This is a genomic window from Micromonospora citrea (assembly GCF_049629545.1).
Taxonomy (GTDB): Bacteria; Actinomycetota; Actinomycetes; order Mycobacteriales; family Micromonosporaceae; genus Micromonospora; species Micromonospora citrea_A.
The window spans coordinates 100473-114735 of sequence record NZ_JBNADX010000002.1 but is presented as its reverse complement, the minus strand read 5'-3'; the positions used below and the strand labels follow the sequence as shown (position 1 = coordinate 114735).

The window sequence follows — 14263 nt, the reverse complement described above, 5'->3', positions numbered from 1 at the left end:
AGACCGTGGGGGCCGATCGCGGGCCCGCCGACCGCGCCACCGGAGTGGACCCCCTCCACTCCGTCGGCCGACGCGCCCCGGCGCCTCAGCGGCGCCGGTGGGCGAAGAGAGCCTGATATCCCGATCCGTCGCGGAACCATGCCAGCCCGGTCGGGCCGGCGGCGTAGAGCGCGGTGGCGTACGCGTCGGCGACCGTGAGGTCGGGACCGACGACGGTCGCCGCGACGAGCTGCTGAGCCGGTTCACCGGTGTGCGGGTCGACCACGTGCCCCTGCCGACCGGACACTCCCGAGGTGCCGACCGCCCCGGCCGTCATCTCCAGCACCAGCGGCGCGCGACGCCCGTCGGTCGGGTGGTGCACGGCCACCCGCCACGGGCCACCGTGCGCGGCGTGCCCGCGTACGGTCAGGTCCGCGCCGGAGAGCACCGCGTAGTCGGTGATGCCGGCGGCGCGCAGCCGGGCCGCCGCGCGCTCCACCGCCCAGCCGTTGAGCAGGCCGCCGGGGTCGAAGCCGCCGGGCACCGCCCAGGCGTCGAACCAGCCGTCGGTCGCCGCGCGCATGGCCGCGCAGCGGTCCACCAGGTCGGCCAGCGGCGGGTACGACTCGGGGCTGATCTCGCCCCGGCGCAGCCGGGAGACCAGGCTGTCGGGGCGGCTCGGGCCGTAGGTGAGGTCGACGGCCCGCAGTTCGGCGACGGCGTCGCGCAGCGCGTCGCCGACGGTGCGGCGGCCGACGTGCTCGGGGGCGTTGAGCAGCAGTGAGTATTCCGCCGTGCGGGTGCGCACCCGGTGCTGGACGGCGATCCGGTCGCCGGTGGCGTCGGCGCCGGAGTCGACGCGGTGGCTGCGGGTGCCGAGGCGCAGGTCCGGCCGGCGCAGCGCGAAGGCCGCCTGGTCCACCCACCGGGTGCGCGGCTGTTCGTCGAGCCCCGCCGGTCTGCGCTGCTGGTCGGTCCGCATCACACCTGCTCCTTCGGTGACCGCGCCGCGACGACAGCGGCGGATCCGTCGCGAGCCCCCGTGACCCGCTCCCGACTGACCCTAGGCATTGGAGATGACCGCACCATGAATGTCACCTGGGAGGCTCCTGAGTATGTGGATGTCCCGAATCGTGGAAGACGCGTACCGGGAAACGGGACGGCGACGTACCGTTCACGGGAACGACGAGGTGAGGAGCGCCAGGTGGCACGGATCGCGGTGGTGGCCGGGGACGGGATCGGACCCGAGGTGGTCGGGCAGGCCCGCAAGGTCCTCGACGCCGTGCTCCCCGGGATCGAGGCCACCGAGTACGACCTCGGCGCCGCCCGCTACCACCGCACCGGCGAGGTGCTGCCCGAATCGGTGCTGACCGAGCTGTCCGGGCACGACGCCATCCTGCTCGGCGCGGTCGGCGACCCGAGCGTCCCGCCGGGCGTGCTGGAGCGCGGCCTGCTGCTCAAGCTCCGCTTCGCCTTCGACCAGTACGTCAACCTGCGCCCCTCCCGGCTCTGGCCGGGCGTGGCGGGCCCGCTGGCCACCGTCAAGCCGGGCGAGGTCGACCTGGTGGTGGTCCGGGAGGGCACCGAGGGGCTGTACGCCGGCGCCGGCGGCTCGCTGCACCGCGACACCCCCGCCGAGGTCGCCACCGAGGAGAGCCTGAACACCCGGCACGGGGTGGAGCGGGTCATCCGCGACGCCTTCGCCCGGGCCGCCCGCCGGGAACGGCGCAAGGTCACCCTGGTGCACAAGACCAACGTGCTGACCCACGCCGGGTCGCTCTGGGCGCGCGCCTTCGAGGCCGTGGCCGCCGAGCACCCCGACGTGACCACCGAGTACCAGCACGTCGACGCCGCCGCGATGTTCCTGGTCACCCAGCCCCAGCGGTACGACGTGGTGGTCACCGACAACCTCTTCGGCGACATCCTCACCGACATCGCCGCCGCCGTCACCGGTGGCATCGGGCTGGCCGCCAGCGGCAGCATCAACCCCTCCGGGGCGTACCCGTCGATGTTCGAGCCGGTGCACGGCTCGGCGCCGGACATCGCCGGCAAGGGCCTGGCCGACCCGGTGGCCGCGGTGCTCTCCGCCGCCCTCCTGCTCGACCAGCTCGGCCACGCCGACGCCGCCGCCCGGGTGACCGCCGCGGTCGCCACCGAGCTGGCCAACCGCACCTCGGGCGTACCGCTGCGCACCGAGGAGGTCGGCGACCGCCTCGCCGGGTACGCCGTATCCTGACCGGGCTCCGAGCCGCCCGCTCCCACCGGTCCGCCGTCCGGGCCCGCCGGACCCCGGGCCGGGGCGGCTTCCCTCCCCGCCGTCGTCGGCACCGCCGCCCCGCGCCGCACCCGATCGGGTGTGCTCGTCGCGCCGGGCGCAGCTATCCGCTGAACGACCGTTCGGGGTAAGTTTCTGGCACCAGTGATGTCGGTGTGCGGCCCCGTACGCCGTTCAACCCTCAGGGAGGTCAGCGCGATGAGCGGTGGTGACAAGCTCGATTTCGAGATCCGTCCGAATCCCGCCCCGGTACCCGCCGCCGACCGGGCCGCTCTGCTGGCCAACCCGGGCTTCGGCCGGGTCTTCACCGACCACATGGTCACCATCCGCTATGCCGAGGGCAAGGGCTGGTACGACGCCCGCGTCGAGGCCCGCGCGCCGATCCCGATGGACCCGGCCGCCGCCGTGCTGCACTACGCGCAGGAGATCTTCGAGGGGCTGAAGGCGTACCGGACCGCGGACGGGTCGGTCACCATGTTCCGTCCGGAGGCCAACGCCGCCCGGTTCGCCGCCTCCGCGCAGCGGCTGGCCATGCCGGAGCTGCCGGTGGAGACGTTCGTCGAGTCGCTGCGCCGGATCGTGGAGATCGACCGGGAGTGGATCCCGGAGGGCCCGGACGCCAGCCTCTACCTGCGGCCGTTCATGTTCGCCAGCGAGGTCTTCCTCGGCGTCCGCCCGGCCAACGAGTACCTCTACTGCGTCATCGCCTCGCCGGCCGGGGCGTACTTCGCCGGTGGGGTGAAGCCGGTGACGGTCTGGGTCAGCCCGGACTACACGCGCGCCGCCCCGGGCGGCACCGGCGCGGCGAAGTGCGGCGGCAACTACGCCGCCTCGCTGGCCGCGCAGGCCGAGGCGATCGAGGCCGGCTGCGACCAGGTGGTCTTCCTCGACGCGGTGGAGCGCCGCTTCGTCGACGAGCTGGGCGGCATGAACGTCTTCTTCGTCTACGACGACAACACCCTGGTCACGCCGCCGCTGACCGGCACGATCCTGCCGGGCATCACCCGCGACGCCGTGCTGTCCCTGGCCGCCGCCTCCGGGCACCGGGTCGAGGAGCGGCCGGTCGGCTTCGCCGACTGGCAGACCGACGCGGCCAGCGGCCGGCTGCGGGAGGTCTTCGCCTGCGGCACCGCCGCCGTGATCACCCCGATCGGCCGGGTGCGCTTCCCCGACGGGGAGTTCCTGATCGGCGGGGGCGAGCCGGGTCGCTCCACGATGGCGTTGCGCGAGCAGCTGGTGGCGATCCAGCGCGGCGAGGCCGAGGACCCGCACGGCTGGGTGCGCCGCGTCTGCTGATCCCCCGACCGCCGGCCCGCCGCTGCCGCGGCTGGGCCGGCGGTCGCCGTTTCGCACCCGCCGGTCGCCGGTCACTCCAGCAGGTGGTCGCGCAGCGCGGCCAGCTCGGCGTCGGTCAGGCCGGCGTGGCGCAGGTAGCCCTCGACCGAGCCGTGCCGGTGGCGCAGTTCGGTGAGGAAGAGCGTCATCGCCTCGGCGGGGGTGGTGAGCGGCGGCAGCCCGGGCCGGACCTGCTTGCCGGTGGAGTTGAACCACGCCTGGAACCGTTCGGCGGCCTCGGTGCTGAGCGCGTAGTCGGCGGCGATGTCGGTGTCGGGGACCCCGAGCACCGCCAGGGTGAGCCCGCAGACGATGCCGGTGCGGTCCTTGCCGGCGACGCAGTGCACCAGCACCGGGGCCGTGGTCTGGTCGGCGATCAGCCCGACCGCCTCGCCCAGCCCGGCCGCGCCGCTCTCGGCCAGGTCGGCGTACCGGTCGGCCAGGTAGCGGGCGAGGTCGGAGCCCTGCCGGTACGGGTTGTCGCCCCAGTCGGCGTGCTCCGGGTGGATGTTGCGGTACGCCAGCCCGTCGAACTCGGGCACCCGGCCGTCCCGCTCCACCTCGGAGGGTCGGCGCAGGTCGATGACGGTCCGGACGCCGAGGGCGGCGAACGCCTCCCGGTCGGCGCCGTCGAGACGGTGCGGGGAGTCCGAGCGGTAGAGCCGGCCCCGGCGCACGGTCCGGCCGTCGCGGGCGGGGTGGCCGCCCACGTCTCGGAAGTTGAACATGACGGAGAAGGGAACGCGGCGGTTGACCTGTGTGTCGTCCACGCGGACACGGTAACGGCCGGCGGGTCGCCCCACCGGCCGTCGAGTTCCGTTGCGCTCAGCGCGCGGTGCCCGGGGGCACGTTGCCGTACGTCTCGTCGTAGTAGCCGCCGAGCGTGTCCCGGTACGCCGGGTCGCTGTGGCTGGTCTCGTCGTACTCCGGCGCGGCCTTGATCTGGTCCTTGCTGCGGTCCACGTAGACCTTCTTGTCGTCGTGGTCCACCTGGTTGACGGTGCCGGCCGGCAGCATGACCTTCTTGCCGAAGATCCACGGGCCGGTGTCGACGACCAGGTAGCTGCCGCCGACCTCGTGGCTCGCGCTGTCGATCTTGCCGATGCCGCCGTCGGTGGCCTCCACCTTGTAGCCGACCAGGTCGGTGTCGGCGACCCCGGCCTCGTCGCGGTAGCGCCAGGGGTTGAAGGCGCCGGCGGGGGCGCCGCCGGCGACGCTGCCCTGACCGTCGTCGATCATCGGGTCCGTGCTGCCGTACGTGGCGTGCGGGTCGAGCCTGTCCATGGGGAACTCCTGCCTCGACTGTCGTAGTCGTATCGGAGAGAAAGTGCTTCGTGTCCACGGATGGGGTACCCGGGCGCACCGCCCTCCACACTCGGTGACCGGAAACGACGACGGGCCGGCACCGCGACCGCGGTGCCGGCCCGTGCGCCGGTGTCCGACTCAGACCAGGGCGGCCTGCGCGTCGAGCGCCACCGCGGCGGCGTGCACGACGGCGGCGATGCGCAGCCCCTCGTGCACCTGCTCGCGGGTGAACCCGGCGCCGCGCAGGGCCTTCTCGTGCGACTCCAGGCAGACGCCGCAGCCGGTGACGGCCGAGACGGCGAGGCACCACAGCTCGAAGTCACCCTTGTCCACGCCCGGTCTGGCGATGATCTGCATCCGCAGCCGGGCCGGCATCGAGGCGTACTGCTCGTCGCCGATGAGGTGCTTGGCCCGGTAGTAGACGTTGTTCATCGCCATGATCGTGGCGGCGCCCTTGGCGGCCTCGACGGCCTCCGGCGACAGGTGGGCCGAGGCCTCCTCGGCGATCTCCTTCAGCACCACCGGGTTGCGTGCGGCGACCGCGCAGGCCAGGGCGGTGCCCCAGGTCTGCTCGGGCTTGAGCGTCGAGGTGCCGACGGTGGAGCCGAGGTTGAGCTTGATGTCCTTGGCGTACTCGGGCAGAGCCGCCTTGACCGCGTCCAGACCCATCTCAGGCGCCGGCGCCGGCGAGCAGGGCGTTGGCGTCGAGGGTGGCGCCGCCCTTGTTCCAGTTGCACGGGCAGAGCTCGTCGGTCTGCAGCGCGTCCAGCACCCGCAGCACCTCGGAGACGTTCCGGCCGACGGAGCCGGCGGTGACCATGGCGAACTGGATCTCGTTGTCCGGGTCGACGATGAAGGTGGCCCGCTGCGCCACCCCGTCCTCGCCGAGCACGCCGCAGGCGGCGCTCAGCTCGCGCTTGATGTCGCTGAGCATCGGGAAGGGCAGGTCGCGCAGGTCCGGGTGGTCCTTGCGCCAGGCGTAGTGCACGAACTCGTTGTCCACCGAGACGCCGAGCACCTGGGCGTCGCGGTCGGCGAACTCACCGTTGAGGCGGCCGAACTCGGCGATCTCCGTCGGACAGATGAAGGTGAAGTCCTTCGGCCAGAAGAAGACGACGCGCCACTTGCCCTCGTGGGACTTGTGGTGGAGCGTCTCGAACGCCTTGTCGGCGTCGAGCGAGACGCACGCGGTGAGTTCGTACTCGGGGAAGCGGTCACCGACAGTGAGCACGGGTCCTCCTTGACTGCGGCACGAGGGCCGGTAACTTGATCGGTTCCAGATACTTCCGCAGCGAAGTTTCCTGCTGGTGGCGGCCGGGTGACTTGTGAAGTCGATCACCGCTGGCGGGTTCTGTCCGGTAAGCCGCAGTGAATGAGGTATGAACACCCTCCGTCACCGTCCCGACATGTGGATTATGCCTCCCAGAAACCCGTCGGGGGTGGCAGAGTGGCGACCGTGAGCAGCACCGTCCTGATTATTGGCACGTAGCGCGCCGGTCTCCCCTCCGCCGAGCGCGCAGACCTCCCGCACCCCGCGGGGGGTCTTTTTGTTGCTCCCCCGGCCTGTGAAGAAGGGACTCCCATGACGTTCCAGGTGTACGACACGACGCTGCGCGACGGCGCCCAGCGCGAGGGGCTCAGCTACTCGGTGGTCGACAAGCTGGCCGTGGCCCGGCTCCTCGACGAGCTGGGGGTGGGCTTCATCGAGGGCGGGTGGCCGGGCGCGGTCCCGAAGGACACCGAGTTCTTCCGCCGGGCGCGCACCGAGCTGGACCTGAAGCACGCCGTGCTGGTCGCCTTCGGGGCCACCCGGCGGGCCGGGGTCGCCGTGCAGGACGACCCGCAGGTGCGCGGCCTGCTCGACGCCGAGACCCCGGCGGTCGCGCTGGTCGCCAAGGCGGACATCCGGCACGTCGAGCGCGCGCTGCGCACCACCGGCGCGGAGAACCTGGCCATGATCCGGGACACCGTGGCGTACCTGGTCGCGCAGGGCCGGCGGGTCTTCGTCGACGGCGAGCACTTCTTCGACGGGTGGCGGCACGACCCGGCGTACACCGCCTCGGTGGTGCAGGCCGCGCTCGACGCGGGGGCCGAGCGGTTCGTGCTCTGCGACACCAACGGCGGGATGCTGCCGTCGCAGGTGACGGCCGCCGTCGTCGACCTCACCGCCCGCACCGGCGTGGCGCCGGAACTGCTCGGCATCCACTGCCAGAACGACACCGCCTGCGCGGTGGCCAACACGATCGCCGCCGTCGAGGCCGGGGTCCGGCACGTCCAGGGCACCGCCAACGGGTACGGCGAGCGCCCCGGCAACGCCGACATCTTCGCGGTCGTCGCCAACCTCCAACTCAAGCTCGGCATGCCCGTCCTACCGGAGGGCTGCCTGGAACAGATGGTGCGGGTCTCGCACGCCATCGCCGAGATCGCCAACATCGCCCCCGACACCCACCAGGCGTACGTCGGGGCCGCGGCCTTCGCCCACAAGGCGGGACTGCACGCGAGCGCGATCAAGGTCGACCCGTTGCTCTACAACCACGTGGACCCGTCGGTGGTGGGCAACGACATGCGGATCCTCGTCACCGAGATGGCCGGCCGGGCCAGCGTCGAGCTGAAGAGCCGCGAGCTGGGCCTGGACCTGGCCGGCCATCCGGAGGCGTTGTCGAAGGTGACCAGCCGGGTCAAGGAGCTGGAGGCGGGCGGGTGGTCGTTCGAGGCCGCCGACGCCTCGTTCGAGCTGCTGGTCCGCTCCGAGCTGCCGGACGCCGCGCCGGCGCGGCCGTTCGCGCTCGAGTCGTACCGGGTGCTGGTCGAGCACCGCGAGGACGGCGCGGTGGTCTCCGAGGCCACCGTGAAGATCCGGGTACGCGGTGAGCGGGTGATCGCCACCGCCGAGGGCAACGGCCCGATCAACGCCCTTGACGAGGCGCTGCGGGTCGCGCTGGCCCGGCACTACCCGGAGCTGCGCGACTTCGAACTGGCCGACTACAAGGTCCGGATCCTGGAGGGCAGCCACGGCACCGGCGCGGTGACCCGGGTGCTGGTGGAGACCGTCGACGGCGCCGGCCGGGACTGGACCACGGTCGGGGTGCACCCCAACGTGGTCGAGGCGTCCTGGCACGCCCTCGTCGACGCGCTCACCTACGGCCTGGACCGCGCCCGGGTCTGACCGTCGGACGCGACGCGGCCCTGCGCCGGCAGGGCCGCGTGCCGAGCCGGGGACGGGCGCGGCCCCGTCGCCGGCCCGCTCGACCCGGTCGCCGGCCCGGCTGAGCCCGATGAGCGGCCCGGCTGAGCCCGCAACCGGCCCCGGCCGAGCCCGGGTGGGCGGTCCGGCTCGGCTTCGTCGGTGGCCGGCTCAGGCGGCCGGGAGGCGCAGTTCGGCGAGGACCGCCCGGTGGTCGCTGCCCGGCACCGGGTGCACGTCGACCGCCCGGACGGCGATCCGCCGGTCGACCAGCACGTGGTCGATGGTGACCGGCGGGATCGGGTCGCCGTCGTACGGCCCCCAGGTGCCGACCAGCCCCGCCCCGGCGGCGTCGGCCGCGTCGACGTACCCGCTGTCCAGCAGCGCACGCAGCGGGGCGTGGTCGAGAGTGGCGTTGAAGTCGCCGGCGAGGACGCTCAGCGGCCCGTCCGGGGTGGCGCGCGGCTGCGCCCGCAGGTCGGTGAACCATTCGTCGACCACCTCGACCCCGTACGGGGCGGCCGGATGCGCCGATTCGACCCGCAGCGGCGCCGCGCCGGGGACCGCCACCCACGCGTACGCCTGGGTGAACGCGAAGCCGGCGTTGCGCCGGAGACCGCCGTCGGAGAGCGGGTGGCGCGCGTAGAGCCCCGAGCCGGTGGTGCCGACCTCCGGGTTGAGCTGCCGATGGGGGAGCAGCCCGGCCAGCCCCTGCCGGTCCAGCTCGGCCTGCGCCTGCGGAGTGAACTCCTGCACGGCCAGCACGTCCACCCGGTGCCGGCGGACCAGGTCGACCAGCGTGCGGGCGTCCGCGCCGCCCTTGAGCAGGTTGGCGGTGAGCAGCCGCAGCACCGGCCCGTCCACTGCCGGCTGCTCCGAGGCGAGCGCCCGGGGCGCCACCACACCGATCAGCGCCAGCGTCACCAGGGCCGCGACCATCGCCGGCCGGCGACGCCGCAGGGCGAGCGCCAGCCCGAGCGGCGCCAGGCTCCCCACCGCGACGTACGGGGTGAAGGCCAGCGCCTGCACCAGGGGGCCGCGCTCCAGCCCGGCGAGACGCACCACCGCCCAGGCGAGGCCCGGCGCCACTGCCAGCCAGCAGAGCAGGGTGGCCCGGTCGCGGCGCGTGCGCGGTGGCGCGACGGTGTCGATCATGCCGCCCAGGTTAGCCGTCGGTCACTCGCGGCGGTGGCCCGCCACACCATTTCATGAATGGTTCCAGCGGCCCCGCTCGCGTTTCCAAAAATTGTCTCCGAGGTGCCGAAAGGCATTGATCAACTATTGACGCTCAGCTTTTTTCGGTGCTACGTTTCCTCCTGGTTGAGGCGCCACAACAGAGCGTAGTAATGCCTGCTCAAGCTGGGTGCAAAACGTCGCTGGTCAACGTTTCGCGGTGCGGGGCGAAGGGGTGCGACCTTCGCTTGTCCCGGCTTGTCCGCAGCATCAAACCGACTTGCGTAAATGTGAGTCGGCCGTATCACCACGGCAACCAGAGGGAGACCTGTCATGGTCACATTCTTCAGGCGCAAGGCGGCAGCGGTGACGCTCGGCGTCCTGGCGCTCACCCTGGCCGGCGGCGGGATCGCCGCCGCCCAGCCGACGACCGAGCGGTCCGCGGCCCAGGTCGTGCAACCGGCCCCCCGTTCCGACCTGCAGCCCCGGCCGTCGGCGGAGCGGGTGCGCGAGGCCAGGGCGGCCCTGGCGGCGGAGTCGGAGATCGGTACGCAGGCGATCGCCGGCGCGGTGTCCTTCGCCGTCGTCAAGTCCGGCCCGGGCGGGGGCGTGAACCTGCTGGTGCGGGGGCTCGACGCGATCGCCGCCTACAAGTACGGCCCCGGGCAGTACGAGGTCTTCTTCAACCGCGACGTCTCCCGCGGCGGTTACGTCGCGACCATCGGCACCGTCACGGTGCCGACCCCGCCGACCGGGGAGATCCCGCTGCCCGGGGAGATCGGCGTCGCGCCACGCGGTTACGGCCTGACGAACGCGGTCTTCGTGCAGACCCGCAACTCGGCCGGAGTGCCGACCGACCTTCCGTTCCACCTGGCGGTGCACACCCGCTGACCGGCACGGCACGTCACGTCGGCTCCCGCCCCACCGGCGGGAGCCGACGCCGTGGGTGCGCCCGGCGCTCTGTCGCCTGTGGCGCCGCTCGTCCCGGATAAGGCCCGACAGGCGCCGTCCGGCCCGGAAAATCCGACGTTTGTCGCCCCGGTGGCCCGGGAAGCAAGCACCGTGACGGACATCTCGGACACCCTGGCCAGCCTGCCCAGCCCGGCCGATCCCGATCCGGCGGGCATCGAGCTGGAACAGACCCTCTTCGAGGTCAAACGCGTGATCGTCGGGCAGGATCGGCTCGTCGACCGCCTGCTCACCGCACTGGTCGCCGACGGGCACTGCCTGCTCGAAGGCGTGCCCGGCGTGGCCAAGACGCTCGCCGCGCAGACCCTGGCCACGGTGGTCGGCGGGACGTTCTCCCGGATCCAGTTCACCCCCGACCTGGTCCCCTCCGACATCGTCGGCACCCGTATCTACCGGGCCTCGCAGGAGAGCTTCGACGTCGAGCTGGGACCGATCATGGCCAACCTCGTGCTGGCCGACGAGATCAACCGGGCCCCGGCCAAGGTGCAGTCCGCGCTGCTGGAGGCGATGGCCGAGCGGCAGGTCTCCATCGGTGGTCGCAGCTGGCCGGTGCCGGAGCCCTTCCTGGTGCTCGCCACCCAGAACCCGATCGAGTCCGAGGGGGTCTACCAACTACCCGAGGCGCAGCGGGACCGCTTCCTCATGAAGATCGTCGTGGACTACCCGGACGACGCCGACGAACTGGCCATCCTCTACCGGATGAGCGTCGAGAAACCCCGGGCCCGGCAGGTGCTCGACCCGGTACGCCTACGCGACCTGCAACAGCGCGCCGCCCGCGTCTTCGTCCACCACGCCATCGCCGAGTACGTCGTCCGGCTCATCCTCGCCACCCGGGACCCGGGCCGCTTCGGGCTGCCCGAGATCGCGCCGATGCTGGCGTACGGGGCGAGCCCCCGGGCCACCCTCGGCCTGGTCGCCGCCGCCCGCGCCCAGGCGCTGCTGCACGGCCGCGAGTACGTGCTCCCCGAGGACGTCCGGGACCTCGCCGTGGACGTCCTCGCCCACCGGCTGGTGCTCTCCTTCGACGCGGTCGCGGACGGGATCTCCGCGGAGGCGCTGGTGCACCGGCTCGTCCAGGCCGTTCCGCCGCCCGTGCTGGCCACCGGGCAGCCCGAGCACGCACCCGACCTGGCGGCGGCATGAGACGGGCCGCCGCCCGGCCCCAGGCCGACCCGGGACTGGCCGACCTCGCCCCCGACCAGCGGCTGCGTCGGCTCGAGCTGACCGTGACCCGACGCCTGGACGGCCTGCTCCAGGGGCAGCATCGCGGACTGCTGCCCGGGCCCGGCAGCGAGATCGCCGGCAGCCGGGAGTACCGGCCCGGTGAGGACGAGGTACGCCGGATGGACTGGGCGGTGACCGCCCGCACCGGTGTGCCGCACGTACGCGAGGTCGACGCCGACCGGGAACTCACCACCTGGCTGCTGGTGGACGCCAGCCCCAGCATGGAGTTCGGCACCGCGGAGCTGGACAAGCGGGAGCTGTCGGTGGCCGCCGTCGCCGCGGTCGGCTTCCTCACCGCCGGGGCGGGCAACCGGCTCGGCGCCCAGGTGCTCCACCCGTCCGGGCTGCGCCGCTTCCCGGCGCGCGGTGGGCGTACCCACCTGCTGAGCCTGCTGCGGACGCTGCTGGCGGCTCCGCGCTCCGGCGGGCACGACGCCGCCGGCCGCCCGCCGGAGCCACCCGACCTGGGCGCGGCGCTCGCCGCGACGCAGCGGTTCGCCACCCGGCGCGGCCTGGTCGTGGTGGTCTCCGACTTCCTCGACGGGCTGCCCGAGCATCCCGACGACCCGGCCCCCTGGGAGCCGGCGCTGCGCCGGCTCGCGGCCCGCCACCAGGTGCTCGCGGTCGAGGTCACCGACCCCCGCGAGCTGGAGCTGCCGGACGTCGGCCTGATCACCCTGGTCGACCCGGAGACCGGCCGGCGGCGCGAGGTCTGGACCGGCGATGCGGTCCTGCGCCGCCGCTACGCCTGCGCCGCCGCCGCCCAGCGCGACCAGGTGGGCCGGGCGCTGCGCCGGTGCGGGGCGGCCCACCTGCCGCTGCGGACCGACCGGGACTGGACCGCCGACATCGTGCGCCACGTGCACGCCCAGCGTCGCCTCGCGGCGGCGCCCGCGGCGGCCCGGGGAGGTGTGGCGTGAGCTGGCAGTCACCCGCCCGTCTGCTGCTGCTGTTCGGGGTGCTCGCGCTGGCCGTCGGCTACCTGCTCGCCCAGCGCCGGCAGAGCCGGTACGCGGTCCGCTTCACCAACCTGCGGCTGCTCGACCGGGTCGCGCCGGCCCGCCCCGCCTGGCGGCGGCACGTGCCGGCCGGCCTCTTCCTGGCCATGCTGGCGCTGCTGGTGGTGGGCTTCGCCCGGCCCGAGGCCGAGGTGCGGGTGCCCCGGGAACGCGCCACCGTCATGGTCGCCGTCGACGTCTCCACCTCGATGCTCGCCACCGACGTCGAGCCGGACCGGCTGGCGGCGGCCAAGGAGGCGGCCCGCCGCTTCGTCGAGGGGCTGCCCGACGAGTTCAACGTCGGTCTGGTCGCCTTCGCCGGCAGCGCCGCGGTGCTGGTGCCGCCGAGCACCGACCGGGAGGCGCTGGACGAGGGGATCGACCGGCTCGCCGAGGGAATCACCGGCGTGCAGGGCACCGCGATCGGCGAGGCGATCAGCGCCTCGCTCGGCGCGGTGAAGAGCCTCGACGCCAACGCCGCCAAGCAACCGCCGCCGGCCCGGATCATCCTGCTCTCCGACGGGGCGAACACCTCCGGCATGGACCCGATGGAGGCGGCCTCGGCCGCCGTGACGGCGAAGGTGCCGGTGCACACCATCTCGTTCGGCACCCCGGGCGGCTTCGTCGACCGGGGCGGCCGGCCGATCCAGGTGCCGGTGGACGGGCAGACCCTCAAGGCGGTCGCCGAGGACACCGGGGGCCGGTTCCACGAGGCGGGCAGCAGCCAGGAACTGCGGGCGGTGTACGAGGACATCGGCTCCTCGGTCGGTTGGCGCAAGGAACGCCAGGACATCTCCGCCCGGTTCATCGGCCTCGGGCTGGTGTTCGCGATGGGCGCCGCGGCCGGGTCGATGCGCTGGTTCTCCCGGCTGCCCTGAGCCCCGACGAGCGACGAGTGAGGAGCACGCGTATGGCAGTGCAGACCGGTCTGGGCGAGCCCCGGGGACCGTGGTTCGTCTCGCCCGAGCTGGGCCCGGACGGGCGGCCCCGGTGGGACGTGCCGGGGTCGGGGGAGGACCCGTCCCGGCGGCGCTGGCGCGGCCGGCTGCTGACCGCGGCGGCGGTGGTGGCCCTCTCCACCGTCTCCGGCGCGGCGGCCGGCGGGTGGGTGGCCGGCCAGGACGGTCCGGGGCCGACGGCGGCGTCCGCCGCGCCGGTGCCCGCGGAGCTGGTGACCGCCGCCCAGAAGACCGTGCCGGGCGTGGTGTCGGTGATGGTCGGCGGTGGCACCAGGGCCGGCGCCACCGGTTCCGGCTTCGCCATCGACAACCAGCAGCACATCATCACCAACGACCACATCCTGGCCAAGGGCGGTGGCGGCGAGGTGACCGTGGAACTGCCCGACGGCCGCCGCTACGCCGCCGAGGTGGTCGGCCGGGAACCGGGCAGCGACCTGGCGGTGCTGAAGGTGCCGACGGAGGCCGGCCTGGCGCCTCTGCCGCTGGCCAAGCCGCGCTCGACCCGGGTGGGGGAGCCGGTGCTGGCGGTCGGTTCGCCGCTCGGGCTGGCCGGCACGGTCACCGCGGGCATCGTCAGCGCGCTGGACCGTCAGGTGCGGCTGGGCACCAACCGGCGCAGCGCGGTGCAGACCGACGCCTCCATCAACCCGGGCAACTCCGGGGGCCCGCTGGTCAACGCCCGGGGCGAGGTGGTGGGGGTGAACACCGCGATCGCCACCATCGACGGCAACGGCTCGATCGGGATCGGGTTCGCCATTCCGATCGACCAGGTCCAGCAGACCGCCGACACGATCATCGGCAAAGGCGGCTGAGTCGGACGTGCCAGGACCGGACGGGCGTAACGGTAGAACTGTCGGATACC

General features: G+C 73.6%; 14 protein-coding genes. 8 read left to right on the top strand and 6 right to left on the bottom strand.

Translation table 11 applies throughout. The annotated features are described in order from the left end of the window. Window positions 1-85: 85 nt before the first annotated feature. Window positions 86-961, bottom strand: coding sequence for an FAD:protein FMN transferase (locus tag ACPFP2_RS03155; RefSeq protein WP_424085892.1), 876 nt, complete (start codon window positions 959-961; stop codon window positions 86-88). Between the two features lie 222 nt (window positions 962-1183). Here ACPFP2_RS03155 and ACPFP2_RS03150 point away from each other — a divergent pair, with 222 nt between their 5' ends. Both ACPFP2_RS03150 and ACPFP2_RS03145 read left to right on the top strand, forming a co-directional pair. After that, complete coding sequence (locus tag ACPFP2_RS03150) at window positions 1184-2215, top strand: 3-isopropylmalate dehydrogenase (RefSeq protein WP_424085890.1); 1032 nt, start codon at window positions 1184-1186, stop codon at window positions 2213-2215. Between the two features lie 237 nt (window positions 2216-2452). Continuing rightward, a complete protein-coding gene (locus tag ACPFP2_RS03145; protein ID WP_424085888.1) occupies window positions 2453-3550 on the top strand; it encodes a branched-chain amino acid aminotransferase in 1098 nt (365 codons plus the stop codon). 71 nt (window positions 3551-3621) lie between these two features. On the opposite strand, the gene ACPFP2_RS03140 is transcribed toward ACPFP2_RS03145, so the two are convergent. From ACPFP2_RS03140 to ACPFP2_RS03125, 4 genes are all read right to left on the bottom strand, one after another. Then, window positions 3622-4317 carry a tyrosine-protein phosphatase gene (locus tag ACPFP2_RS03140; protein ID WP_424086321.1) on the bottom strand — a complete coding sequence of 232 codons (696 nt, stop codon included), beginning with the start codon at window positions 4315-4317 and terminating at the stop codon, window positions 3622-3624. Window positions 4318-4414: 97 nt separating this feature from the next. Continuing rightward, on the bottom strand, window positions 4415-4873 hold the full coding sequence (locus tag ACPFP2_RS03135) for a PRC-barrel domain-containing protein (protein ID WP_424085886.1): 459 nt from the start codon (window positions 4871-4873) through the stop codon (window positions 4415-4417). Between the two features lie 159 nt (window positions 4874-5032). Continuing rightward, window positions 5033-5563, bottom strand: coding sequence for a carboxymuconolactone decarboxylase family protein (locus ACPFP2_RS03130; protein ID WP_424085884.1), 531 nt, complete (start codon window positions 5561-5563; stop codon window positions 5033-5035). Window position 5564: 1 nt separating this feature from the next. Beyond that, window positions 5565-6125, bottom strand: coding sequence for a peroxiredoxin (locus tag ACPFP2_RS03125; RefSeq protein ID WP_088977824.1), 561 nt, complete (start codon window positions 6123-6125; stop codon window positions 5565-5567). Window positions 6126-6476: 351 nt separating this feature from the next. Between ACPFP2_RS03125 and cimA the strand changes: the two genes are divergently transcribed. Then, window positions 6477-8060, top strand: coding sequence for a citramalate synthase (gene cimA, locus ACPFP2_RS03120; protein ID WP_424085882.1), 1584 nt, complete (start codon window positions 6477-6479; stop codon window positions 8058-8060). Window positions 8061-8249: 189 nt separating this feature from the next. On the opposite strand, the gene ACPFP2_RS03115 is transcribed toward cimA, so the two are convergent. After that, window positions 8250-9233 carry an endonuclease/exonuclease/phosphatase family protein gene (locus tag ACPFP2_RS03115; RefSeq protein WP_424085881.1) on the bottom strand — a complete coding sequence of 328 codons (984 nt, stop codon included), beginning with the start codon at window positions 9231-9233 and terminating at the stop codon, window positions 8250-8252. A 351-nt stretch (window positions 9234-9584) separates the two neighbouring features. On the opposite strand from ACPFP2_RS03115, the gene ACPFP2_RS03110 reads away from it, so the two are divergent. From ACPFP2_RS03110 to ACPFP2_RS03090, 5 genes are all read left to right on the top strand, one after another. Then, window positions 9585-10142 (top strand): hypothetical protein, encoded by a 558-nt coding sequence (locus tag ACPFP2_RS03110; RefSeq protein ID WP_424085879.1) that lies wholly within the window; start codon window positions 9585-9587, stop codon window positions 10140-10142. Window positions 10143-10313: 171 nt separating this feature from the next. Beyond that, window positions 10314-11363 carry an AAA family ATPase gene (locus ACPFP2_RS03105; protein WP_424085877.1) on the top strand — a complete coding sequence of 350 codons (1050 nt, stop codon included), beginning with the start codon at window positions 10314-10316 and terminating at the stop codon, window positions 11361-11363. After that, complete coding sequence (locus ACPFP2_RS03100; protein WP_424085875.1) at window positions 11360-12364, top strand: DUF58 domain-containing protein; 1005 nt, start codon at window positions 11360-11362, stop codon at window positions 12362-12364. Before ACPFP2_RS03105 ends, ACPFP2_RS03100 begins: the two co-directional genes overlap by 4 nt. Continuing rightward, window positions 12361-13320 (top strand): VWA domain-containing protein, encoded by a 960-nt coding sequence (locus ACPFP2_RS03095; protein ID WP_424085873.1) that lies wholly within the window; start codon window positions 12361-12363, stop codon window positions 13318-13320. Before ACPFP2_RS03100 ends, ACPFP2_RS03095 begins: the two co-directional genes overlap by 4 nt. A gap of 32 nt (window positions 13321-13352) precedes the next feature. Then, the gene (locus ACPFP2_RS03090; protein ID WP_424085871.1) at window positions 13353-14213 is read left to right on the top strand and encodes a S1C family serine protease; all 861 of its coding nucleotides are present in this window, start codon (window positions 13353-13355) and stop codon (window positions 14211-14213) included. The last annotated feature ends 50 nt before the right edge of the window (window positions 14214-14263 follow it).

Bases quoted from the DNA above. Each gene is read 5' to 3' on its own strand.
- ACPFP2_RS03115 (WP_424085881.1), bottom strand. From the start codon at position 9,233: ATGATCGACACCGTCGCGCCACCGCGCACGCGCCGCGACCGGGCCACC.
- ACPFP2_RS03130 (WP_424085884.1), bottom strand. From the start codon at position 5,563: ATGGGTCTGGACGCGGTCAAGGCGGCTCTGCCCGAGTACGCCAAGGAC.
- ACPFP2_RS03135 (WP_424085886.1), bottom strand. From the start codon at position 4,873: ATGGACAGGCTCGACCCGCACGCCACGTACGGCAGCACGGACCCGATG.
- ACPFP2_RS03140 (WP_424086321.1), bottom strand. From the start codon at position 4,317: ATGTTCAACTTCCGAGACGTGGGCGGCCACCCCGCCCGCGACGGCCGG.
- ACPFP2_RS03110 (WP_424085879.1), top strand. From the start codon at position 9,585: ATGGTCACATTCTTCAGGCGCAAGGCGGCAGCGGTGACGCTCGGCGTC.
- ACPFP2_RS03155 (WP_424085892.1), bottom strand. From the start codon at position 961: ATGCGGACCGACCAGCAGCGCAGACCGGCGGGGCTCGACGAACAGCCG.
- ACPFP2_RS03100 (WP_424085875.1), top strand. From the start codon at position 11,360: ATGAGACGGGCCGCCGCCCGGCCCCAGGCCGACCCGGGACTGGCCGAC.
- ACPFP2_RS03090 (WP_424085871.1), top strand. From the start codon at position 13,353: ATGGCAGTGCAGACCGGTCTGGGCGAGCCCCGGGGACCGTGGTTCGTC.
- ACPFP2_RS03145 (WP_424085888.1), top strand. From the start codon at position 2,453: ATGAGCGGTGGTGACAAGCTCGATTTCGAGATCCGTCCGAATCCCGCC.
- cimA (WP_424085882.1), top strand. From the start codon at position 6,477: ATGACGTTCCAGGTGTACGACACGACGCTGCGCGACGGCGCCCAGCGC.